The organism is Desulfitobacterium sp. THU1 (genome assembly GCF_038181555.1).
Taxonomy (GTDB): domain Bacteria; phylum Bacillota; class Desulfitobacteriia; order Desulfitobacteriales; family Desulfitobacteriaceae; genus Desulfitobacterium.
Window position 1 is genome coordinate 15,357 of record NZ_JBBWUA010000004.1, and the last position, 22,753, is coordinate 38,109.

Sequence of the window (22,753 nt, forward strand, 5' to 3'; positions counted from 1 at the left end):
CTCCTCTCTTTAATCTAGATTCTGAACAGGAATACCTACGATGAAGCGACTTCCACCTCCATATTGGCTTTCGACTTTTATCCAACCTTGGTGAAGTTCCACTAATTCCTTGGCTAAGGAGAGACCTAGTCCAGTACCACCATATTTTCGTGAAGATGAGCTATCGGCTTGAGTGAATTTCTCAAAGATATATTTCTGTGCGTCTTCTTTTATGCCAATGCCATTATCATTGACCAGCAAGATAATCTCGTTGGAGGATGGATCATATTGAACTGAAATTTCAACTCTTCCTCCAGGATCAGTAAATTTAACGGCGTTGCCAGCTAGGTTCTCAATGATTCTGCGAATCTTTTCTGGGTCCGCCTTAGTTAAGGGAACGTCTGAATCCACATGGACACTTAGATCGATTTCTTTGCTTTTGGCTAAGGTGGTAATAACGCTTTCCACTAAAACGATAATGTCCTGCATATCTACAATTTCAAGATTGAGTTGATCTTTGCCTGCTTCAATTTTCGCTAGATCTAAAATGTTGTTGATGAGTCGGAGCAGGATTTGGCTATTCGTTTGGATATCTTCAAGGATATGGAGCTTATTCTCGCTTTTTGGAGGCATATCCACTAACAAAAGTTCAGTAAAGGCAATAATTGAGGTGAGAGGAGTACGTAATTCATGGCTCATTACCGCTAAAAATTCCGACTTATGAACATTGGTTTCTTCAAGGCGGAGATTCATTTGCTCAAGTTCATTTTGGTGTTTCTTTAAGATTAAGTTAGCCTTCTCTAAGTCATCCGTACGTTGCTCGACTTTCAATTCTAGGTTGGTATAGAGGTCCTTTAATTGTTCAGTCATACTTTGAAAATGATTGGTCAGTCTACGGATTTCACCCTTAGCTTTTAGGCCTTTTAGATTGATGTCCCATTGACCCGCACCTACCTTGGACACGGCATGCTCTAGCTCGCCAAGAGAGCTAGTGACCATTTTGGTAACTAAAAAATAGATACAGGTAATACAAACAACAATGAGTAAAAAGAAAAAGAAAGCGTTGCTTCTTTGACTATCGTGCATATTCTCCATATAAATATCCATGGGCATGGTCAAACTCAATGCTCCAGCAAACTCTCCAACCTTTAGCCCCTCTTTGGCATAACCGGAGATATCAATTTCGCCTTTAGGCTCCCCATGACAATCCAAGCAAAACTTATCAATGGTTAAAGGTGTCATATACCGAAAAACTTGTTTTCCAGCCGTATCATCGATTACCCAATATTCTGTGGTGGAGGGGAATTGTTTAAGATGTACAATGCCTTCGGCTTCGAAGGCATCCGGTGCATTGAGTATATTTCGATAATTGGTGTTCGTTGGCTTCAGTCTATAATCGGTTTCAGCAGCCAACATAGCCCCAACACCCATGGCTACAGTAGAACAACTTAAAAACTTATATTCTAGGTTGCCATCCAGATCATAATTGATTTTTCGTTGATTAATGGCCATAAACTCCCAGAGGGCTTTTTGTTGTTCGGTAATGATCTGTGCTTTTTCCAGCATCTCTCGTTCTGCTTGTTTCATCTCTCCATTATAATCCCAGAAGTACTTCATACCCATGACTACAATGATTACAATAACAGTTGCCAGCATAAAACGAAAGGTTAAATTATCCGTGGTCTTGATTTTTTCCTTTAGGCCGCTTATAACTCAACCCCCCTTTAATAATTGCATATGTGAAAAAAATCATAATCAATCCAGCTTTTTTGCTTTTATATTATTTGGACTAGTTAAAAGTGTACCATATAAACCTATGTTTTGTCAGGTAGTGAAGGTTATGTAAGTTGTGGTAAGGTGGAGTATGTGAAAAAAATAATATCATTTTAATAATTTGTTAATATTTACACGGTGAGAATTAATATTTTTGTGATAGACTGCACAAGAGAGAAAAAACAATTGAGGTGCTTGATCATGAAAAATGAGCAGAATGATGGTATTGCAATAGTACTTGCTAATCGATATTACCTCTATGGACTACTCCAGCATATCTTTGGCAATGAGCCAAGCCCCCCATTGCTTGAGGTTGTTACCAGTGATCACACCCGGCAGTCCTTGCAGCTCTGGCTTAACGAGGAAGAATGTGAGCTAAGCGACTATTTATCCTTGCTGAGTGAAGTGAGAGTGGGACTCGCTAATGACCGAGATAAGCTTCTTGAGGAATTAAATAGTGAATACACTTACTTATTTATCGGTCCCAATGCTTTACCAGCGCCGCCATGGGAATCTGTTTATCTGAATGAGGAGAGGACTATTTTCCAGGAAAGCACATTAAGAGTCCGCAGAGCTTACTTGGAATATCAGTTCTTACCATCAAATTACCCGCACGAGGCAGATGATCATCTGGCTATGGAACTAGACTTTATGGTTCATTTAAGTAAGCTTGCCCAAGGCCTATTTGAGGATCAAAACTATAAAGCGGTAAAAACAATATTAATCAACCAAAAAAAGTTTCTAGATGAGCATTTGTTGGTGTGGATTAAGAGCTTTACCAAGGAGATCCAAAATTCTAAGACACATTTCTTTTATCCGCAAATGGCGACATTAACAGAAAAGATTCTGTTTAAGGATAATGACACTTTACAGGAAATATTGGGTGTAATGTAATTGTCCCTAGATTCTTGAAGGGGGTGATAGATTCTAAAGGTGAATCTATACACGATGAAAGAGTTTAAAATTTTTTTAGGAGGTTAAGAAGGTATGGTGAATTTTCTAGATAAGATTAACGAATTGAATCTAAGCCGCAGAAGCTTTCTTAAAGCCAGCACCGCTGCCGCAGCGAGTTTATCCTTAACAGGCTGTGCAAGCACCCTAACTACTGCAAGCCCTGATCAAATGGCCAGCGTGGAAGGTGAGTGGAGGACAGCTGCTTGTTGGCATAACTGTGGAAGTCGCTGTTTGAATAAAGCTCTGGTCATTGACGGTGTGGTCGTTCGCCAAAAAACAGACGATACTCACTCAGACAGCCCAGATTTTCCTCAGCAAAGAGCTTGTCTGCGTGGACGTTCGCAAAGACAACAGGTTTTCGGTGCTGATCGTTTAAAATATCCCATGCGCAGGAAGAATTGGGCTCCTGGTGGCGGACAAAAAGAACTGCGTGGGCAAGATGAATGGGTTCGGATTTCTTGGGAAGAAGCTTTTGAATCGATTGCTAGTGAATTAAAACGAATTAAAGATGAACATGGAAATCGTGCCATCTTTGCCGATGGCGGGGATGCTTCAAAAGCACTTGCCTTATACGGTGGTTATGTGAGTAACTGGGGAACAACATCTCGAGGAAGCTGGCATGGAACCAATGGTCCAGTAGGCATCGGACCTTCTGCGGTTGAAGGAATCAATGACAGAATTGATATGAGAAACTGTGATACAGTCATCATGTTCAGTATGAACCCAGCGTGGAGTTCAGCAGGCAATCCTGCCTATAACTTCATGCAAGTTAAAAAGGCTGGTGCAGAGTTCATTGCGGTAGATCCATACTATAATGATACCTATGCTTTGCTAGAAGCGGATTGGATACCTTCACGCCCTTCCGAAGATACTGCACTACTATTAGGTGTCGCACATACCCTAATCGTCGAAGACGATCCCATAACCAACCCCTTAATCGACTGGGATTATCTGAAGAATAATACCATCGGCTTTGATGCAGATAGCATGCCAGAAGGAGAAGATCCCAAAGGTAACTTCAAAGATTATGTCTTAGGAACCTATGATGGCACGCCGAGGAGCGCAGAGTGGGCATCCGAAATTTGTGGAGTTGATCCCGATCGCATTCGCTATCTGGCCAGAGCCATGAATAAAAACAAAAAGGTAGCCATTATCTTCGGTTGGGCATCAGCGAGAACTCAAAATTCGGACAGCCTTCCCCAGCTTGTTATGACTGTTGGCGCTATGACCGGGCATATGGGGAAACCCGGACATATGTGTGGCGTAAGTTGCCATACCGGCTCCAGTAATGGTGGCCCAGGCTTGGTTACTGCAGGTAAAGATGGGTTGCCTTCAGTGGAAAATCCGGTAGATGATAGTATTAACCATACCGAAATGTGGAAAGCCATTGTCGACGGAAAATACAACTTTACAGGCCAGATGAAATGGAAAAAAGGCGAAATGCGTGATATAGATATCCGCGTTATTTACCATGATACAAGTGCGCGACTGCAAACCGCAGATGGGATGACTAAAGGGATTGAAGCACATCGTAAGGTTGATCTCGTTGTGAGCCACGCGCAATTCCTGACAACGAATGCTAAGTATTCAGACTTTGTGTTACCCGTGACCACAGAGTGGGAGAAATTAGGCGGTTTCGTAACTGGCAATCGGGAGATCTTGATTATGTATTCCCAAATTACTGAGAAGATGTATGAATGTGAAAGCGATCAATGGATTGCCATGGAATTAGGGAAGCGTCTGGGCGTCGATGTTACGAAAGCATTCCCCTTTGATGATAAACAACAGTTCTTTAATAAAATCGCTGGCAGTAAAGTGACTTTGCCCGATGGTAAGAAAAAAGCTCCCTTAGTGACAATCACAGAGGCAGACATTGCGGAATGGGGAGTAGAGGGTGAGCCACAAGAAGGACAAATCACACTCAAAGAATTCAAGGAAAAAGGTCTTTATCAGGTAGAGAGAAAACCTGGGGATAATTATGGGTTTATTGCTTATAAGAGCTTCAGAGATGATCCTGTGGCGAATCCTCTCGAAACGGAAAGCGGCAAGATGGAGATTTATTCTCGCGCTCTTGCTAAGAGAATCAACAATATGGGATACAGCAAAATCGAGGCCATCCCAACCTATACTTCACCGGTTGAAGGGTATCAAGCGACCTTCAGCAATTGGAATAGCAAGACGAAGGGTGACTATCCCTTCCAAGTGATTAATCCTCATTACCTACGTCGTTCACACTCTGTCTTCGATAATGTCCAGTGGCTCAGAGAAACTTGGCCTAACCCTGTATTCATTAACGCCAAAGATGCAATGGCACAAGGGATTATGGATGGGGATACGGTCATGTTAACCAGTCAACACGGTAAGGTTTTACGAACTGCCCTGGTTACCGAACGCTATATGCCTGGTGTAATCGGTTTGCCTCATGGTTCTTGGGTAGATATGGACGAAAAGACTGGGATTGATAAAGGCGGGGCCGATAATATTCTTTGTGGACCAGTGTCCACCGGGCAAGGTACTTCAGGATGGAATACCTGCGTTGTGAACCTCGAAAAATACACCGCCGCTCCGTTAATTCCTGATGTCGAAAAACCTCAAAGAATCATTTTTTAGAAGGGAGTGTGTAGATCATGGGATACTTGGGATTCTATTTTGATATGATGGCCTGTATCGGCTGTAGAACGTGTCAAGTTGCCTGCAAGGATAAAAACGACTTAAAGGTCGGGACGATATTTAGACAAGCCAGAACCTACGAAACAGGGGCCTATCCGGCACCTGGTGTCTATCACTATTCCGGAACGTGTAATCATTGTGCCAACCCCAAATGTGTGGAAGGCTGTCCTACGGGAGCGATGCATAGTGCGGAGGATGGCACTGTCCAACATGATAAGAACAAATGTATTGGCTGTCGTTACTGTACATGGGCATGCCCTTACGGTGTACCCCAATTCATTAAGGATCTGGGGAAAGTGGGCAAGTGTGACAGCTGTAAGGACTTGCGCGACGAGGGGGCAAATCCCGTCTGTGTGGATGCTTGTCCCATGCGAGCCATAGAGTGGGGAGATACGGATGAATTGAGAATGAAATACAGTAATACGACCAGTGATCTGGCGATTCTCGCTGAATCCTCTCGGACTAAACCCTCTTTGGTCATTAAACCCAAAGCAATTGCCCAGCAAAAAGACTTTAAGTATAAGGAGGTATAGACACCATTCATGACAAAATTTATCGATAAGATGAACGAATTAACGATTAGCCGTAGAAATTTCATTAAGGCGAGCACTGCAGCCGCAGCCAGCCTGTCCTTGGTGGGATGTGGAAATAGCTTAACCACGACCAATGCAGGTCAGGCGGCAGCGCAAGAAGGTCAATGGATTACAGCTGCCTGCTGGCATAACTGCGGTGGACGATGTCTTAACAAAGCTCTGGTAGTGGACGGTATTGTCATCCGTCAAAAAACCGATGATACCCATCCGGATACCCCGGATTACCCACAACAAAGGGGTTGTGCAAGAGGAAGATCCCAACGCCAGCAAATTTTTGGTGCGGATCGCTTGAGATATCCTATGAAACGAAAGAATTGGAACCCGGGTGATGGCGGAAAAAAAGAGCTCAGAGGTAAGGATGAGTGGGTAAGAATTTCTTGGGAAGAAGCTCTCGATCATGTGGCTTCAGAGCTCAAGCGAGTCAAAGAAACCTACGGCAATCAATCCATTCTCGCTAAAAGCACAGGCCCAGCCTTGAATGCTTATGGTGGGGCTATGACCTACTGGGGATGTACTTCTGATGGAGCATGGCCAAAGCCTCAGCAGTTTATGAATGGCAATCGTTCAAGAGGGTCAAATGACCGACTGGACCTAAGAAATTCAAAGCTGATTGTTCTGTGGGGATCGAACCCTGTATGGAGTAGCGCCGGTAATCCAGCTTATAACTTTAAACAGGCTAAAGATGCTGGAGCAAAATTCATTGTGGTGGACCCCTTCTATAGCGATACAGCACAGATCCTTGCTGATCAATGGATTCCAGTAAGACCCGGTACGGATACAGCCCTTTTGTTAGGGATGGCTCACTATATGATCACCAATAACCTACATGATCAAGACTTTTTGGACAAATTTTGTGTAGGCTTTGATGCCGATCATATGCCCGAAGGTGCTGATCCTAAAGAGAACTTTAAAGACTACGTATTAGGAACGTATGACGGTACACCCAAAACTCCAGAATGGGCGTCAGAACACTGTGGCACTGATCCGGACGTCATCTGCTCCTTTGCTCACGAGATCGCTGTGACGAAACCCATGACCTTCACCAGTTCCTCCGCAGCAGCCAGAACCTCCGTGGGAGAGCAGTTCTGTCAAGCGTTCTTGACAGTAGGTTGGATGACAGGGAATGTAGGAAAACCAGGTGCCAGCGTCTGTTCAAACAATCGGCATAATACCCAAAGCTATGGGGGACCAACTCTCGTCAAAGCAGGCGGCGATAAAAGTCCAAAGTCCACTAACCCTATTTATAAAGAAGCGACCTTCCCAGGACCTGATCCATTCAAGACCGACTGGCAGGGAATCGTCATTGACGAGGCCTGGGATGCAGTGATCAATGGTGAGTACACCGCTGGCGTACGAGGTAAGCAGTCTTGCGATATTCGCATGCTGTGGAATATTGGATCGGGTAATACACTGAATCAAAACACAGATCTCATGAAGGGTATTGAAGCCTTCCGCAAAGTTGAATTCGTGGTGACCTCGGCTCATTTCCTCACAGCCACTGCTCAATACTCTGATATCGTACTTCCGGCAACTACTGAGTGGGAGAGAGTGGGCGGATTCCTAAGTGGCAACCCAGAAATGCTTATTTTCTATAGTCAAATCACAGAACCCATGTATGAAGCTAAAGATGACGAATGGATGTATCAAGAGATTGGAAAGCGACTTGGCTTAGATCCTGCTGAATTCGATCCCCTCTCCCCTAAACAAAAGCTCTTCAATAAACTAGCTGGTTGCACCGTAATGAATGAAGACGGTTCGGGTTTCGAGACGCTTGTAACCATAACGGCACAAGACATTGCAGAGATGGGTGTGAAAGGTAAACCTCAAGAAGGGCGTATTACCTATAAGGAATTTAAAGAAAAAGGGATCTATCAAGTGCCCCGTTCACATGGAGACCAGTATGTTTATATTGATTACAAAGATTTCATTGAGGATCCAGAGAAGAATCCTCTCGAGACAGAAAGCGGAAAATTCCAGATTCATAGTCAAGGTTTAGCAGATACGATCAATGCTTATGGATGGAATACCTTAGCACCTATTGCCAAATACCAATATGTTACTGAAGGGTATGAAGAGACCTTCGCCAACTTTGAAAAAAAGGAAAAAAGTGAGTACCCGCTTCAGCTGACCACGATCCACTATGCACGTCGTAGCCACTCTTCCTTAGATAACATCTCCTGGCTAAGAGAAGCTTTCCAAAACAAACTCTATATTCACCCGATGGATGCACAAGCACGAGGAATCAATAAAAATGACATTGTAAAAGTCAGCAGCCGACATGGAGCAGTGATTCGGCCCGTGTATATCACGGAAAGAATCATGCCAGGAACCCTTACGTTAGGGCAAGGAGCTTGGGCGGAAGTGAATGATGATTCGGGAATTTGTATAGCGGGTGCCACCAATGTGTTAAACGGTGGACTTCCTACCGGTCAGGGGGTGCAGGCTTATAACACCTGTATTGTCCAAGTCGAGAAATATGAGGGTAAGTTACAGAAGGATTATTTATGGCCAAAACGGATAGTTGCTGCGCAAGGGGGAGGTAAATAATGGCTCAATACGGATTTTACTTTGATATGACCGCTTGCGGGGGCTGTAAGACCTGTCAAATCGCCTGCAATGATCGCAACGATTTAAAGCCTGGTGTTTTATTTAGAAAGGTCAAGGGGTTTGAAGGTGGCAAATTCCCTATGCCTTGGATCTATTATCTTTCCATCAGTTGTAACCATTGCCAAGAACCTAAGTGTGTAGAAGGTTGTCCAACACAGGCTATGCATAAGCTCGATAATGGTATCGTTGCCCATGATAAGGAAAAATGCATCGGTTGCCGCTATTGCACTTGGAGTTGCCCCTACGGACATCCTCAATTCATCGAAGAAACCGGTCGGGTCAATAAATGCGATATGTGTAAGGACTTAGTGGAGGAAGGGGAAAACCCAGCTTGTGTGGATTCCTGCACAATGCGGGCTATCCATTGGGGTGATCTCGAAGAATTACGGGCAATCTATGGTGCAGAGGCAGTCAGTGATTTGCCGGTGTTGCCGAATTCTTCAAAAACAACTCCATCGGTTCTCATAAAGCCAAAGTCTGTGGCACTTCTTAAAGATTTCATGTTGAAGGAGGATTAATCATGGGAGATATGGCATTATTGGTGTTTTCGTTTTGTATGCAAGCGGCTATAGGGATGATGTTTTTTATGACCCTAAGTCATCAGTTGTATAAAGGAAAAGCTTTTAAAGGAGCAGCTGTAACAGCTGCTGGATTAAGCATCGTTGGGGTTCTAGCCTCTTTAGCCCATTTGGGTCAACCCCTCCACGCCTTGAATTCTCTGTTGAACTTGGGTAGTTCATGGCTAAGCCGAGAAGTTCTATTTAGCGGTTTATTTATGGGTGTTGCCGTCGCCTATGCATTGGTTCAATGGTTTAAAGCGGATGCATCTGCTTTGAGTGCAGGGTTACGATGGATTGGCAGCGGCGTTGGACTGATTGCTGTGTTCTCCATGGGCAAACTCTATACTACAGCATCAGTACCTGTCTGGCAGGGAATCAATACCTTCGTGGATTTTTATGCTACAACCATAGCGGTAGGTGCTCTCCTATTCTTAGTGTTAAGCCTAAAAGAGTTACAGGATGTCGATAAAAAAGTTTTTGGCTTGGCAGTTTTAGCTGCTGTTATCCTACAGGCTGCAGTGGCTATTCCCTACGCTATAAGCTTAGGTCTTGGAGGTTCTGCTGCTCAAGCCAGTGCGGAAATCCTCAGTGGAATGAGTGTTATGATTAGTCTTAAGTGGATTCTTGTTCTAGGTGGAGCTGTTGTTCTGCTTTGGCCAACCCTTCAGAAATCCATAAAGGCAGAGGGACAATCTTCAAGTTTAATTTACGCTTCTCTCGGAGCCCTGATCTGCGGACAATTCATTGGAAGATATGTCTTTTACGCAGGAATGGTTGCTTCAACGATTGGACTGACTTAAAGAATCTTTAGTTGCCCTACTCGTACAATACCTAACATAATCCTGCTTTCTTTATTACTGAACTAACTCGCGTTTGTCCCCTGCCTCTATATTGGTTGGGTATCAAAGGGAGATTAAGTCCAGTATGGACTCGACTAGCATTCAGAGGGGGTTGAATCTCCCTCTGAACGAAGTCTCGTTCAATCTTGGAAAGTGGGATTTTTTATTGGGAAACACAAATATTTTATAGTTTTATAATTATTTTTTTGTTAGAATCATGTCTGCATATATAATGAGACACATAGAAGAGGAGGATTATGAATGGTTAGCGGAGAATGGTCTTTAATTATCTTCAGCATTTTAACCCAATGTGCGGTAGGAATCTGGGTAGTGGCCATTGGGCTTAGGACGTTTACAAAAGGGACAGAGCCAAACATTGCAGCCGAACTTACTTGGCGCCCCCTCTTGGTGGTTGGTCCTCTCATGTGTATTGCCTTAGTGATCTCGATATTCCACCTTGGTTCTCCAATACAGGCCTATGCATCAGTAGCCAATCTACTGACGTCTTGGTTAAGTCGGGAGATTGTGTTTAGTGGGTTGTTTTTATTCTTCTGGGTGATCTCTATTTTGGTTTATCGGCGAGGGACTTCAAGTGTGATCTTGGGATGGGTTACTTCTTTTTTGGGATTGATTGCAGTGTTTAGCATGGCAAGTATTTATTACACAACGCCAATTCCTGCCTGGGCTTCTCCTAATACCTACATCAGTTTCTTTGCCACTATGATCATCTTAGGCTCCCTAGCCAGTACAATGTTCATGGAAACGAGCAAAGATTTCACTGCTCACCAAGGAGCACGAACCACTCTTTGGAAACTCTCGCTTTTTACCATGGGAGTGCTGCTTATCCAGGGCGCGTTTTTCATCGTCAACTCGGAGGTGCATTCCTTCCTTCCAGTGCTTTACTGTATCCTTCTTTTTTTGGGTGGAATTAACTTCCTGGTTTATAGCTTTCAAAGATACAACAAATCTGGTAATGGTTTACGACCCGTGTTTTATCTGAGTTTGGTATTGCTCTTTAGTGCACAGGTCTTGGGACGTTACCTGTTTTACAGTAGTGCGGTGCCTATCATGGGCTAAGAAAACTGTATAGGATTTAACTTTAATGAGGTGATTGCGTGCTATCCCTTAACCACTTTACAAAAACATATCAAAAGATTCTCTTTGCTTTATTTTTATCGGTAGTTTTCCTATTGATTACTGCAGTGTCGAGAAACACAGTGAAGCAAGCTGGGGGAATAGCCTGCTTCTTTATTGCAGGAATTCTTATTCTAGCAGTTCTGAAAGTTCTATTCTTAGAGTTTGTCCGGAATCAGAAATTGAGCCAAAAGGGCAAGAAGGTCTTTGAACTCCTGCATATGGGTTTTGGCTGGATGACGTTTATCTTTGTCATTTACCATAGTTTATATTTCTTGTCCTTAGCATTCTGGCCAGAGAATAATATATCTCCGAACTATTATGTCACAGGGGTCTTAGCCTTAATTCCCATGAGCTTGGTGATTACCTCTGGTCTCGACAAAAACATCATGGCTAAAAGTAAAGAGGTTAAATCCGTATACTTCAATCACTTAATCGTGACCATGCTACTAGCGGTATTGATTATCATTCATATCAATTTTCAGTAAGATAGCTTTCTATTTCTTTCTATGGGTTAAACTTGTTATAGTTAGTGTGTGATTATATTAACCTTTGAGTATAGATTGTATTTAATGATAAGTGAGCTGAGAGAATGAGAGATAGTTTGACGTATCGCTTTATGATGTTCACTACTATTGTGGTTGTGTTCATTATGCTCATTAATTTTGCTTGGGATTACCATACCCAAAGAGATCAAGCAACTTTGGAAATGCACGAAAAAGCACAAGTTATTACAAAGCAATTGATTGCTACTCGGGAAGTCATTGCTAAAAATCAGGATCGAATCAATTATGATACCGAGGGAAATTTCGAATTTAAGCATTTCAATCCCGCTGCTGTCGGCATGGAGATTGGTGATATTTTTGGAGAGCTGACGAATTACTCAATCAAGCAGACTCGTATCGACTACCGAGATAGTCGCAATACTCCGGATGATTTTGAGTACCAAGGGATTCAAAAGTTTAACCGGCAGCCTCAACTTACCGAAATCTGGGGAGAAGATGTCGTAGAGGGGAAGCGGGTTTTTCGTTATATGGTTCCTCTCCAAATCAAGAATGAATGTCTAGCTTGTCATGGCGAACCCCGAGGGGAAATCGATGTCAGTGGTCACCCGAAAGAGGGCTATCAAGTGGGGGATTTGGGTGGTGTTATTAGCCTGGTTATGCCCATGGAATTATTTCTTCAGGGTATTAAGACGGATATCTACCGACAATTAGCCTTTTCTCTTTTATTGATAGCAGTCATATTAGGTTCAATGTATTTACTGGTCACCCGCCTTGTTCTTCGCTCTCTGGGAGAAGTAAAGATGGCTACTGCACAAGTAGGGCAGGGTAACTTTGATCTTGATTTAAGTCAGATCAAAGCAAGGGGTGAAATCAAGGGATTGACTCAACATATTCAGGATATGGCCAATCAATTGAAGGATTTGTATCAAAATCTTGAAACTAAGGTGGAACAGCGCACCTTGCAACTGGAGCTAGCGAATGATGTCTTGAGAGTCAAACAGGAAGAACTTGAAGCAGCTAATGTGAAATTAAGCGAAATCAATACGTATAAATCGGAAATTCTGGCGATTATGAGCCATGAATTAAGAACCCCTTTAACCTCCATCATGGCCTTTACGGATTTGTTGCTCCAAGATATCCCCCAGGATTGGCAGCAGGAACGTCAGAATCTTAACTACATCAAAACGAATAGCGAAAACCTACTAAAGTTAATTAATACGACCCTCGATCTTGCGAAGATTGAAGCAGGTCGCCAAGAATTGACGCTGGAATATGTAGATATGGCCGATGTTCTGGAGGCGATTGATAGTGTAATTGCACCTCTGGCGCAAGAGAAGGGAATCAATTGGAAGATTGATCTAGCACCTGAAGTTTCTCTGCTGCGTGCTGATCCGGAGAAACTCCGACGAGCCATTGAAAACTTAGCTGGGAATGCTGTTAAATTCACACCTTCTGGAGGCCAAGTAGCGATTATTGTGGAAAACGCTCCTGAAAGAGGATGGATTTCCATACGCGTGATCGACACAGGAATAGGTATTCCCAAAGAAGAGCAAGAAACAATTTTTGAGCGTTTTACCCAAATGGATAGTTCGAATTCTCGAAAATATGGTGGGACAGGACTAGGATTGGCGCTAGCCCAAGAATTAGTGATGCTACATAAAGGGAATATCTGGGTTGAGAGCGAAGTGAATAAAGGGAGCACTTTTGTAGTTTATTTACCAAAAGATCCTGAAGATTTACGTAGCGAGATGCACTAGGAGGGGAAGGAATGAAGCGTACCTGTAAGATTCTCTTGGTTGATGACGAAGAGAGCATCTATAAAGTCGTCGAGCAAGTTCTTAGGAGGGAAGCTTGCGAGCTGATTTATGCGGAGAATGGGGAAGTGGCTTTGGAATGCTTTCAATCAGAAAAGCCCGATTTGATCATTCTCGATGTGATGCTTCCTTTGGTTGATGGTTATGAGATATGCAAAATAATTAGAGAAACGAGTGATGTTCCGATCCTCATGCTTTCTGCCAAAGGTGAGATTATCGATAAAAGTGTAGGTTTTAATCTAGGTGCAGATGATTATCTTGTGAAGCCATTTAGCCCGGTAGAATTGGGATTGCGCGTAAAGGCTCTTTTACGGAGGTCCTTTGATAAAGATCAGGTGCAGCCTAAGGGAAGACAAGCTAAGAGGATTAGTCTAGGCGATTTGGAAATCAATTTTGAAAGCCACGAAGTATTTGTCCGTAGCAACCTCGTGTATTTGACTCCTAAAGAATTTGATCTGCTCAGTTTTATGGCGGAACATCCAGCCCAAGTCTTTACCCGGGAACAACTTTTTGCGCATATGTGGGGAGATGAGTATGTGAATGATACGAGCACGATTACGGTATTCATCCGCAAGCTCAGAGAAAAAATTGAAATTGATCCTGCTAAGCCACAATATATCCAAACAGTATGGGGAATAGGGTATAAGTTTTCCGAGTAGGAAGTATTAATATTATGTTAATACTTCCGTAAGAAAACGCGAAGATTTTGTTAATGAAAAGTGAAGTTTTGTCTAACGTTCTCGTAAGAAATACTTGCTATATTTAAGGCAAGTATTTTTTTATGGGAAAATTACTACATTCTCAAATCAGTCCAATGGGTGAGAAGAAAAATAAATGTGGATAGGAGTAATCTATATGGTGATATCAAGTTTAATTGTAAAATGCTTGCGAAGTTTTGAGGACTCTCTTCCCAATCAGTTAGAGCAAATTAAAGGGGTTTCAGTGGAACGAGTTATTAATGGAGACATCATCCTTGTCTTAGAAAATGAGTTAGTCAATGATGCTGTTCAGCTTGTAGAAAGTAAGATTGGCTCGTTGCCTGGAGTCACTGGAGTTTATCCAGTTTATATAGCAATGGATGAGGATTTCCCTAAGGAGGAGGTGTAAATTTTGCATCCGGGAAATGAATCAATCAGTCGCAGGGACTTCTTTGGAACAATGGTCAATGATCTATGCAAGTTGACTGTGTCAGCTATCAAGACGGCGGCACCGAAGAAAAGGCTGTTACGACCTCCTGGAGCTCTTGAGGAAATTGCTTTCTTGGCTGGGTGCCAGCGCTGTGGAAAATGCAGGATGGTTTGTGAAAATAAGTCGATTCACATGGCTGGACCAGATGAAGGGATTACTGTGGGTACGCCCTATCTTATCCCAGAAGAACAGCCTTGTACCTTCTGTCTGCGATGTATCGAAGCGTGTCCTAGTGGAGTTCTCGAGTATCGAGAGTCTTTGCAATCCTATTCCATAGGCGTAGCAATTATTAATCAGGATCAGTGTCTAGCATATAAGGAACAGCTTTGTAGCTCGTGCCTTTATGCTTGTCCAATGGGGGTAAAAGCCCTTGACCTAAAAGACTTTCGCTATCCAAAAGTTAGAGTGGAAGATTGTTTAGGGTGTGGTCTCTGCATCAAGACTTGTCTTGCAGAAGATTTGGCAATTACCATTGTTCCCAGGTAATCAAAACTTGATAGGAGAGAGAAAAATGAATTGTACAAAAAGAAGATCCAAAGTCCTGCTCTTAGCGCTTCTTGTACTTACTTTATGCGTGGTTGTATTAGTAGGTTGCCAAAGCCAACCCACGAACCAGCCGGCGGATACAACGGCTCCTGTTGCAAGCCCTGTAGCCGAAGAGACAGGGGATAAAACGGTACAAGGTTTTCCGCCACCGATCACTCATGGCCTTGAAGGCAAAGAAAATTGTGCTTCTTGTCATAACGAAGGTATCGGGGGTGCACCAAAGACATCGCATCCAGAGCTTTCTGTCTGTCGTCAGTGTCATGTTTAAGACGGTCTAAAATTAAGGAGGTTAAAACATGGAGTTTAGTAGAAGAAACTTTCTTAAAACCTGTGCAATTACAGCAGCAATGATGGCAACAGGTTGCTCAAATCAAACTCAAACTGCTCAGGTCGACTCTAGCAAGACAAATAGTGCACCTAAACAAAATGATGTAGATCAATGGGTTAAATCGGTCTGCAGATACTGTGGAACTGGTTGCGGAGTGCTAATCGGTGTGAAGGATGGCAAAGTAACTGTTGTTAAAGGTGATCCTGATAATGAAGGAAACAAAGGATTGCTCTGCGTGAAAGGGTATTATTTACCTCAAGTAATTTATCATAATGAACGGGTTACCAAACCATTGATTCGAAAAAACGGTAAGTTAGAGGAAAGTACCTGGGATGAAGCCATGGAACTTATTACTTCCAAGTTTAAGGAATCCATTGAAAAGAATGGTCCGGATTCTGTAGCATTCTATGGTTCTGGACAGCAGCTGGCCGAAGAAGGTTATGTGGCCAATAAGCTCTTCAAAGGTGCAATAGGTACCAATAATATCGATGGGAACCCGCGATTGTGCATGGCTAGCGCAGTTGGTGGATTTACAACTACCTTTGGAGCCGATGAGCCTATGGGCTGTCTGGATGATTTTGAACATGCGGATGTGTTCTTTATCACTGGATCGAATATTGCCGAAGCCCATCCAGTCCTATTTGCCAGATTGACAGATAAAAAGAAGAAAGATCCAGATACAAAAATTATTATCGCTGACCCGAGAAGGCATCGTTCCCATGAAATTGCAGACATTTCGTTGCAATTTATTGCGGGGACAGATATGGCTCTGTTCCACGCTATGGCCTATGTCATCATTGAAGAAGGCATGGCAGATGAGAAATTTATGGCGAAGCATACAAGCTTTTCCAATGGCAAGGAAGCAATAACCTTTGCTGAGTATAAAGAGTTCCTTAAGGGATTCTCACCGGAAAGGGCTGCAGAAATTACAGGCCTGACGGCTGATCAGATTCGCGAGGTTGCCCGGATATTTGGTGAGAAGGGCAAGAATACCATGTCCATGTGGACCATGGGTATCAACCAAAGGGTAGCCGGTGTTTGGGCTAATAATCTACTGCATAACCTCCACCTAATTACAGGTAAAATCTGCAAACCTGGTTCAACTTCTTTCTCGTTGACTGGTCAACCCAGTGCCTGCGGAAGTGTTCGTGAGACCGGAGCCTTATCCCACTTACTACCCGGGCATCGTGTAATTGCTAATGAGAAGCATAGAAAAGAAATTGCTGAACTTTGGGGTGTACCTGCCGATCGGATTAAAGGGCAGGTCGGTCTTCATACCATGGAGATGTTTAAAGCCTGTGGGGATGGCAGAATTAAATGCTTATATGTTATGTGCACAAATCCGGCCCATTCCTTACCTAATGTTAGTGCTTACCAAGAAGGATTCGAAAAGGTATTCCTAGTTGTTGCTGAGGCTTTTCATCCGACAGCTACCACTCAGTATGCTGATGTAGTTCTCCCGGCAGCCTTCTGGTGTGAGAAGGAAGGCGTTTATGGCAATACAGACCGCCGCACTCAACACTTGGCCAAAGCTATCGAACCAGCCGGTGAATCTAAGCCTGACTTGGATATCCTTCTTGACTTTGCTCATCGTCTAGGTTACGCAGATATGTTCCCTTTCAAAACGCCCGAAGATGTTTGGAATGAATATCTTAAGTGTACAACCGGAACCCATATGGAGCTTGCGGCCTACCCAGCTTTGAAGGAGGCACATGGCATACAGTGGCCGGTTAAAGACCATAAAGGTACAAAAGGGGCGACACGTCGCTATGTGGCTCCCGACGATCCGTATGTAAAGGAAGGAATTGATTTCTATTCTGCCAAGGACCATAAGGCAGTAATTTTTGCTAGGCCATATAAGGGACCTGCTGAACCAGTAGATAAGGAATATCCTTATTATTTGACAACCGGTCGTGTTCTAGAGCACTGGCATACCATGACCATGACAGGCAAATGTCCCACTATCATGAAAGCTGTACCGAAGCAATATGTGGAATTAAACCCTAAGGATGCCACAGAATTAGGAATCATAGAGGGCGATGTGGTGCGGCTAATTTCACGTCGAGGGAAAGTTGAAATTCCCGCTAAAGTAGGACGACCAGGGGAACCTATGCCTGGTCTGGTCTTTGCACTCTGGTTTGAACCGGATCCCTTAGTTAATATAGTAACGATCGATGCCGTCGATGCCGCTTCTAAAGAACCTGAATTCAAGATTTGCGCGGTAAGAATCGAAAAGGTCTAATGAATTAAATGAAATCCTCCTACCTATTCGGTGGGAGGATTTCGGTCAATTAGCACATTTGTATTTTGGTTAAGAAAGGGTAAATGTCGTTAGGTAATGAGAAGTGTAAACCTACTAAGCTACATCAGTGGTGCAAAAATGCGTAGAATTGTACGACCTAATCGCCTATACCACTTTACCCGATAACAATCCTCTAATGTGATATTTTGACATAGTTCTAGGGTTTCTAAAAAATCTTCCTTGATATCTATAACACTTTGAGTATTGTAAACATAAACACCGCATTCAAAATGCAAGTAAAGGCTCCGATAATCCATATTAATAGTACCTACTATAGCGTGTGCATCATCGACCACAATGGATTTGGCATGGATGAAGCCGGGAGAGTATTCATAGATTTTCACACCACTTTCGATCAGCAACCGATAGTTGGAACGGGTCATGGAATGGACAAACCAGCGATCCCCGCGAAAGGGGGTAACGATGCGAACATCAATGCTACGTTTGGCTGCGGAGCTGAGGGCTGAAAGCATACTATTATTTAGTATAAGATAAGGGGTATTGATATAGATATAGTGTTGAGCTTGGGCGATGAGATTAAGATAGACGGTTTCACCGATTGGTTCATCATCTAAGGGACTATCCCCGAAGGGTTGTACATAGCCATCCGAAGTGATTGCTGTAGCTTCTTGACTAAGGAGCTTGTATTGGGTATAATCCTCAGTTGTTTCAGACTCATATCCCCATAAGGCCAAAAACATGACAGTAAAATTTAGGACAGCTTCTCCATGGATAAGGATGGCAGTATCCTTCCAATGTCCAAACCGGTCAAAGGCATTTATATATTCATCAGCAAGATTAATTCCGCCTGTAAAGGCGGTTTTTCCATCGATTACGGCAATTTTTCGATGATCCCGATTGTTCATATGAATAGAAAGAACAGGGATGAGGCGATTGAAGACGCGGCATTTTATCCCTTTCGCTTCCAGCTCCTTTTCATAACCAAAAGGCAACTTGAAGAGACTGCCTACATCATCATAAAGAACCCGTACATCTACTCCTTCCTTAACTTTTTCTTCAAGGATAGCCAGTACAGAATCCCATAAAAGGCCTTCGCCAATGATAAAGTATTCTAAGAAAATGAACCTCTCAGCTTTTTTCAATTCTATTAAAAGTCGCTCATACATTTTTTCGCCAATTGGAAGATATTCCGTATGAGTGTTTTGGTAGACAGGACAATAGGAGTACTTTTCAATATAGCGAGCAAGATTGGCTGCTCGTAAATCTTGGGCTGTAAGCTTTTGGATGGTTTCTTCCTTTTGAACCAGAAGTTGTATCATCTTATCGTTAACGCTTTGCATCTTTCGTCTTTTCCGCTTGCTTAACTTCGTGCGGCCAAACATGAGGTAGAAGAGGCCCCCAAAGATGGGAAATAAGAGTATTGCGATAACCCAAGCAATTTTATAAGCAGGATCAGTCTTGAGGTTCATGATATAAAGTAAAGCAACAATGCTCAGCAAAAAACTGAATATGTAAAAATAGATAAAGAAGTTACTAAATCTCCAGATGATCATAACTAAGGCAAAGATCTGGAGAAGAAGAAGCAAGGCGATGAATACTACTCGATAAAACATGGGTAAGTTTTTCATTCTTATCTCCCTCCCTCTTTACATTAGTATATGATAATTTAGACACTTTAGCATGTAATCCCAGTAAGATCCCTTTGAAGGTCTATTGACTAAATCAAGTATAAACTATAACATATATGGCGTAAAGAAGCTATTTACTTGGTGTTGGAGGCAGTATCGATGAGAAGTATGGTGTTTGAGAATGAGATTTGGGACTTTTTAAGGACGATCAATGAGAGTATGGCCAATGCTTTCCGCCCGATCGTCGAAAAATTTGATTTAACTTTGATGCAAACTCGTATTTTAGTTGAGATTAAGGAAGGCGGTCCCCACACCGTAGGCACTTTAGGAAGTATCATCGGCCTTTCCAGTGGTAATGCATCATCAATGTGTAAGAAATTAGAATCAGCAGGCTTCTTAAGGCGTGTACGAGATCCGGAAGATGAGCGTTATGTAAAACTAGCCCTTACCAAGCATGGGGAAGAGACCATTCTTCAGATTGAAAAAGCCCTCGAACATCGCTGCGGTGCATTTCTGGAAATCAAGGGTGAACAGGAATATCAACGCTTTACTGAATGCATGAATAAAGTGCGGTTGTTTATTAAAGAAATGTATGAATATGACCCGAAAGAGTAACTTAAATTGTAGGCTAATACCAAGAAAGTTAGGACGGCAGATATGAGGAAAGAGAAGAAAGAAAGGCATTCTTGGAAAACGGGATATACCACAGGCACCTGTGCAGCCGGAGCAGCTAAAGCCGCATGTCTATGGCTCCGGGGGAAAGATTCGGGTGCATTGATTGAGATTACTCTGCCCCGAGGAGAACAGCTCTCCCTACCGATTTACAGTAAAGCAAAGGAAAATGATTGGGCAAGGGTTGGTATAATTAAGGATGCGGGAGATGATCCGGATATCACCCATGGTCTAGAAATACAAGCCAAGGTGAGAATCCTTTCCGAGCAAGGAGAAGTTCATATCTGCGGTGGTCAAGGGATAGGTGTCGTCACTAAAAAGGGACTTCAAGTTCCCCAAGGAGAACCTGCCATCAATCCGGTACCTCAACAAATGATCGAAGCTGCTGTACGGGAGGTTTTTCCTCGGGAAGAAGTTCAAGTTGTGATTGAAGTGCCAGAGGGAGAGAAAGTTGCCCTGAAGACTCTCAATCCCCGTTTAGGAATCATCGGGGGAATATCTATTTTAGGAACTACAGGCATTGTTCGCCCGATGTCAGAAGAAGCGTTTAAGAATTCGATCTTGCCGGAGTTGGATCAAGCGATAGCCTATGGACATAAAGCCATAATTTTGACCCCAGGCAACTATGGGTTTAAGGTGGCCACCGGGCAACTAAGAGTACCTGAGGAAGCTATTATTCAGATGAGCAACTTTGTTGGTTTTTTATTGGAAGAAGCTGCTTATCGCAAATTTGAGAAAGTGGTTCTTTTAGGCCATATCGGAAAGCTCATTAAAGTAGCTGGTGGAATATTCCATACTCATACCCATGTGGCCGATGCTCGCATGGAGATTCTAGTGGCTCATGCGGCACTGGCCGGTGTTCCTCAAGAGTTATTGCAAAAGCTCGCTGAGTTCCCTACAGTAGAAGGAGCTGCTGAAGAAGTCTTGGCCCAGGGATGGGAAGATTTGCTCTTTCATTTAACTCAGCGGGCAAGTGAGCGTGCCCAGGAGCATGTTCGTGGAGATTTGCAGGTGGGTACAGCATTCACCTTACTTAATGGGGAAATCATTGCTTGGGATGCTCGAGCTCACGATATTATCAAGGAATTTTGGTATTGGCCGGAAGCAAAGCAGGATTTAAGGGAAAAATAGAGAATTCAAGGATAAGAAATAAATAAAACAGCCAGAATTAAATAAAAGTTCAAGGTTCCTCTTTGAGGATGAAAAGGGAAGTCGGTGAGAGTCCGACGCGGTCCCGCCACTGTGAGCCATGAGTGCCTCTCAATAACCCACTAGATAGTTCTGGGAAGGGAAGAGGCGTGATGACTGGAAGCCAGGAGACCTGCCTTGAATTGTAATATTCACACCTACGAGCGATGGGTGTTGTGAAAGAGCCGCTCAGGGCTCTTTTTATTTTTTTAGTGGAAGGGAAGATAAGCGGATGATCCGAATCGTGGGAATTGGTCCGGGAACGCCAGAATGGGTTGCTCCTGCAATCCAAGATAGTGTGAAGCAATGCGATGTTTTACTAGGTGGCTCTCGTGCGCTCAAACTATTTCCTGATTTTGAAGGAGATACTTACCAAGTCAGTGGTGATTTATCAGGTACTCTAGAAACACTGCAAAGGTCGATAGAGCAAGGGAAGCAGGCGGGAGTGTTGGTCTCTGGAGATCCGGGTTATTATAGCCTCCTTCCCCTATTAAAGAGAGAATTCCCTAAAGAGGATATTCAGGTCTTACCCGGGATCAGCTCTATTCAATTCGCTTTTGCTCGTGCTGGGATTCCTTGGCAAGAGGCAGAGCTTCTCAGTGTCCATGGACGTTCGCTGGATTTATTGCCTCTGAATATTAAGCGAACCATTGGTATATTGACCGGTGGCGAGAACACCCCACAAGCGGTGGCTCGTTACTATCAAAGGTATGGATTTAACCCGCGTATTTCTGTGGGAAATACACTGTCTTATCCCGAGGAAAAGTGGTTGAATACAAATGCTCAAGAGCTCATGAACTCAGCAGGAGATTTTGCGAATGCAGTGATGATTCTCTACTCAGAAGAGTCTAAGATCACCAAGGCCACATCTTTTCCTATTGTACCAATAGGTTTTGGTATAAAGGATGAGGTGTTTATTAGAGGGAATGTTCCTATGACTAAGAGTGAAATTCGGGTTCAGGTTTTGGCTAAGGCTGAGATCACGGCTTCGGCAAGGATCCTCGATGTAGGGGCAGGGACAGGAAGTATCAGTATCGAAGCGGCCCTTTTAGCCCATCGTGGGTGTGTCTACGCCATCGAAGAAAACCCAGAGGCACAAGAACTTATTCTCCAAAATCAAGAGAAGTTTAGTGTTAAAAATCTGAGACTGATTCGGGGGACAGCTCCGGCCGCCTTGCGGGACATCCCCCCAATGGATATATGTATTATTGGCGGGAGTCATGGGCAAATCCGAGGAATATTACAGGAAGCTCCCCTTGTGCCAGGGGGAAGAGTTGTACTGACTGCCATAACCTTGGAGACCTTGACTCACGGGATGGAAGCCCTGAAAAGTTTAGCTTATGAAGATATTGATGTAGTATCTATCCAAGCTGTGCGCTGGAAGGGGATTAAAGATATTCACCTTGCCCAAGCACATAATCCGGTGTTTGTTATTTCAGGGCGGAAGAAAACTAGCTAGTTGTGAAATTGGTACTTAAAAGTGGCCATCATGGACGTAAGCAAGCGGCTGT

Annotated in this window: 19 protein-coding genes and 1 riboswitch; of the genes, 17 read left to right on the plus strand and 2 right to left on the minus strand. The window is 43.4% G+C overall.

Going from position 1 to position 22,753, the window contains the following annotated elements; translation table 11 throughout:
- Positions 1–9 precede the first annotated feature (9 nt).
- Entirely contained in the window at positions 10–1,635 is a 1,626-nt protein-coding gene (locus AAC978_RS05215; protein WP_445900283.1) for an ATP-binding protein, read from the minus strand.
- A 318-nt stretch (positions 1,636–1,953) separates the two neighbouring features.
- Between AAC978_RS05215 and AAC978_RS05220 the strand changes: the two genes are divergently transcribed.
- From AAC978_RS05220 to AAC978_RS05285, 14 genes are all read left to right on the plus strand, one after another.
- A complete protein-coding gene (locus AAC978_RS05220) occupies positions 1,954–2,646 on the plus strand; it encodes a TorD/DmsD family molecular chaperone (protein WP_341546965.1) in 693 nt (230 codons plus the stop codon).
- A gap of 93 nt (positions 2,647–2,739) precedes the next feature.
- On the plus strand, positions 2,740–5,316 hold the full coding sequence (locus AAC978_RS05225) for a molybdopterin-dependent oxidoreductase (protein WP_341546966.1): 2,577 nt from the start codon (positions 2,740–2,742) through the stop codon (positions 5,314–5,316).
- 17 nt (positions 5,317–5,333) lie between these two features.
- Positions 5,334–5,909 carry a 4Fe-4S dicluster domain-containing protein gene (locus AAC978_RS05230; protein ID WP_341546967.1) on the plus strand — a complete coding sequence of 192 codons (576 nt, stop codon included), beginning with the start codon at positions 5,334–5,336 and terminating at the stop codon, positions 5,907–5,909.
- Positions 5,910–5,918: 9 nt separating this feature from the next.
- Positions 5,919–8,516 (plus strand): molybdopterin-dependent oxidoreductase, encoded by a 2,598-nt coding sequence (locus AAC978_RS05235; protein ID WP_341546968.1) that lies wholly within the window; start codon positions 5,919–5,921, stop codon positions 8,514–8,516.
- Positions 8,516–9,094, plus strand: a complete 579-nt coding sequence (locus tag AAC978_RS05240) for a DMSO/selenate family reductase complex B subunit (protein ID WP_341546969.1) — start codon at positions 8,516–8,518, stop codon at positions 9,092–9,094. Before AAC978_RS05235 ends, AAC978_RS05240 begins: the two co-directional genes overlap by 1 nt.
- Positions 9,095–9,096: 2 nt before the next feature.
- Positions 9,097–9,936 carry a dimethyl sulfoxide reductase anchor subunit family protein gene (locus AAC978_RS05245; RefSeq protein WP_341546970.1) on the plus strand — a complete coding sequence of 280 codons (840 nt, stop codon included), beginning with the start codon at positions 9,097–9,099 and terminating at the stop codon, positions 9,934–9,936.
- Positions 9,937–10,236: 300 nt separating this feature from the next.
- On the plus strand, positions 10,237–11,052 hold the full coding sequence (locus AAC978_RS05250) for a dimethyl sulfoxide reductase anchor subunit family protein (protein ID WP_341546971.1): 816 nt from the start codon (positions 10,237–10,239) through the stop codon (positions 11,050–11,052).
- Between the two features lie 38 nt (positions 11,053–11,090).
- Entirely contained in the window at positions 11,091–11,597 is a 507-nt protein-coding gene (locus AAC978_RS05255) for an iron reductase (RefSeq protein WP_341546972.1), read from the plus strand.
- Between the two features lie 104 nt (positions 11,598–11,701).
- Positions 11,702–13,372, plus strand: coding sequence for an ATP-binding protein (locus AAC978_RS05260; protein ID WP_341546973.1), 1,671 nt, complete (start codon positions 11,702–11,704; stop codon positions 13,370–13,372).
- Positions 13,373–13,383: 11 nt separating this feature from the next.
- A complete protein-coding gene (locus AAC978_RS05265) occupies positions 13,384–14,088 on the plus strand; it encodes a response regulator transcription factor (RefSeq protein ID WP_341546974.1) in 705 nt (234 codons plus the stop codon).
- A 196-nt stretch (positions 14,089–14,284) separates the two neighbouring features.
- Positions 14,285–14,536 carry a chaperone NapD gene (locus AAC978_RS05270; protein WP_341546975.1) on the plus strand — a complete coding sequence of 84 codons (252 nt, stop codon included), beginning with the start codon at positions 14,285–14,287 and terminating at the stop codon, positions 14,534–14,536.
- A gap of 3 nt (positions 14,537–14,539) precedes the next feature.
- Positions 14,540–15,103 (plus strand): 4Fe-4S dicluster domain-containing protein, encoded by a 564-nt coding sequence (locus AAC978_RS05275; protein WP_341546977.1) that lies wholly within the window; start codon positions 14,540–14,542, stop codon positions 15,101–15,103.
- Between the two features lie 25 nt (positions 15,104–15,128).
- Positions 15,129–15,431 (plus strand): hypothetical protein, encoded by a 303-nt coding sequence (locus AAC978_RS05280; RefSeq protein ID WP_341546978.1) that lies wholly within the window; start codon positions 15,129–15,131, stop codon positions 15,429–15,431.
- Between the two features lie 28 nt (positions 15,432–15,459).
- On the plus strand, positions 15,460–17,733 hold the full coding sequence (locus AAC978_RS05285; protein WP_341546979.1) for a molybdopterin-dependent oxidoreductase: 2,274 nt from the start codon (positions 15,460–15,462) through the stop codon (positions 17,731–17,733).
- 119 nt (positions 17,734–17,852) lie between these two features.
- On the opposite strand, the gene cls is transcribed toward AAC978_RS05285, so the two are convergent.
- On the minus strand, positions 17,853–19,382 hold the full coding sequence (gene cls / locus AAC978_RS05290) for a cardiolipin synthase (protein WP_341546980.1): 1,530 nt from the start codon (positions 19,380–19,382) through the stop codon (positions 17,853–17,855).
- A 159-nt stretch (positions 19,383–19,541) separates the two neighbouring features.
- On the opposite strand from cls, the gene AAC978_RS05295 reads away from it, so the two are divergent.
- The 3 genes from AAC978_RS05295 (at position 19,542) to cbiE (ending at position 22,701) form a co-directional block, all read left to right on the plus strand.
- Positions 19,542–19,997 carry a MarR family winged helix-turn-helix transcriptional regulator gene (locus tag AAC978_RS05295; RefSeq protein ID WP_341546981.1) on the plus strand — a complete coding sequence of 152 codons (456 nt, stop codon included), beginning with the start codon at positions 19,542–19,544 and terminating at the stop codon, positions 19,995–19,997.
- Between the two features lie 42 nt (positions 19,998–20,039).
- On the plus strand, positions 20,040–21,185 hold the full coding sequence (cbiD, locus tag AAC978_RS05300) for a cobalt-precorrin-5B (C(1))-methyltransferase CbiD (protein ID WP_341546982.1): 1,146 nt from the start codon (positions 20,040–20,042) through the stop codon (positions 21,183–21,185).
- Between the two features lie 35 nt (positions 21,186–21,220).
- A riboswitch (cobalamin riboswitch) is annotated at positions 21,221–21,397 on the plus strand.
- Between the two features lie 77 nt (positions 21,398–21,474).
- A complete protein-coding gene (cbiE, locus tag AAC978_RS05305; protein ID WP_341546983.1) occupies positions 21,475–22,701 on the plus strand; it encodes a precorrin-6y C5,15-methyltransferase (decarboxylating) subunit CbiE in 1,227 nt (408 codons plus the stop codon).
- Positions 22,702–22,753 lie beyond the last annotated feature (52 nt).

Excerpts from the sequence above, each read along its gene's own strand:
- AAC978_RS05215 (WP_445900283.1), bottom strand. The coding sequence starts at position 1,635 with ATGCTGGCAACTGTTATTGTAATCATTGTAGTCATGGGTATGAAGTAC.
- AAC978_RS05220 (WP_341546965.1), top strand. The coding sequence starts at position 1,954 with ATGAAAAATGAGCAGAATGATGGTATTGCAATAGTACTTGCTAATCGA.
- AAC978_RS05225 (WP_341546966.1), top strand. The coding sequence starts at position 2,740 with ATGGTGAATTTTCTAGATAAGATTAACGAATTGAATCTAAGCCGCAGA.
- AAC978_RS05230 (WP_341546967.1), top strand. The coding sequence starts at position 5,334 with ATGGGATACTTGGGATTCTATTTTGATATGATGGCCTGTATCGGCTGT.
- AAC978_RS05235 (WP_341546968.1), top strand. The coding sequence starts at position 5,919 with ATGACAAAATTTATCGATAAGATGAACGAATTAACGATTAGCCGTAGA.
- AAC978_RS05240 (WP_341546969.1), top strand. The coding sequence starts at position 8,516 with ATGGCTCAATACGGATTTTACTTTGATATGACCGCTTGCGGGGGCTGT.
- AAC978_RS05245 (WP_341546970.1), top strand. The coding sequence starts at position 9,097 with ATGGGAGATATGGCATTATTGGTGTTTTCGTTTTGTATGCAAGCGGCT.
- AAC978_RS05250 (WP_341546971.1), top strand. The coding sequence starts at position 10,237 with ATGGTTAGCGGAGAATGGTCTTTAATTATCTTCAGCATTTTAACCCAA.
- AAC978_RS05260 (WP_341546973.1), top strand. The coding sequence starts at position 11,702 with ATGAGAGATAGTTTGACGTATCGCTTTATGATGTTCACTACTATTGTG.
- AAC978_RS05265 (WP_341546974.1), top strand. The coding sequence starts at position 13,384 with ATGAAGCGTACCTGTAAGATTCTCTTGGTTGATGACGAAGAGAGCATC.
- AAC978_RS05270 (WP_341546975.1), top strand. The coding sequence starts at position 14,285 with ATGGTGATATCAAGTTTAATTGTAAAATGCTTGCGAAGTTTTGAGGAC.
- AAC978_RS05280 (WP_341546978.1), top strand. The coding sequence starts at position 15,129 with ATGAATTGTACAAAAAGAAGATCCAAAGTCCTGCTCTTAGCGCTTCTT.
- AAC978_RS05285 (WP_341546979.1), top strand. The coding sequence starts at position 15,460 with ATGGAGTTTAGTAGAAGAAACTTTCTTAAAACCTGTGCAATTACAGCA.
- cls (WP_341546980.1), bottom strand. The coding sequence starts at position 19,382 with ATGAAAAACTTACCCATGTTTTATCGAGTAGTATTCATCGCCTTGCTT.
- AAC978_RS05295 (WP_341546981.1), top strand. The coding sequence starts at position 19,542 with ATGAGAAGTATGGTGTTTGAGAATGAGATTTGGGACTTTTTAAGGACG.
- cbiD (WP_341546982.1), top strand. The coding sequence starts at position 20,040 with ATGAGGAAAGAGAAGAAAGAAAGGCATTCTTGGAAAACGGGATATACC.
- cbiE (WP_341546983.1), top strand. The coding sequence starts at position 21,475 with ATGATCCGAATCGTGGGAATTGGTCCGGGAACGCCAGAATGGGTTGCT.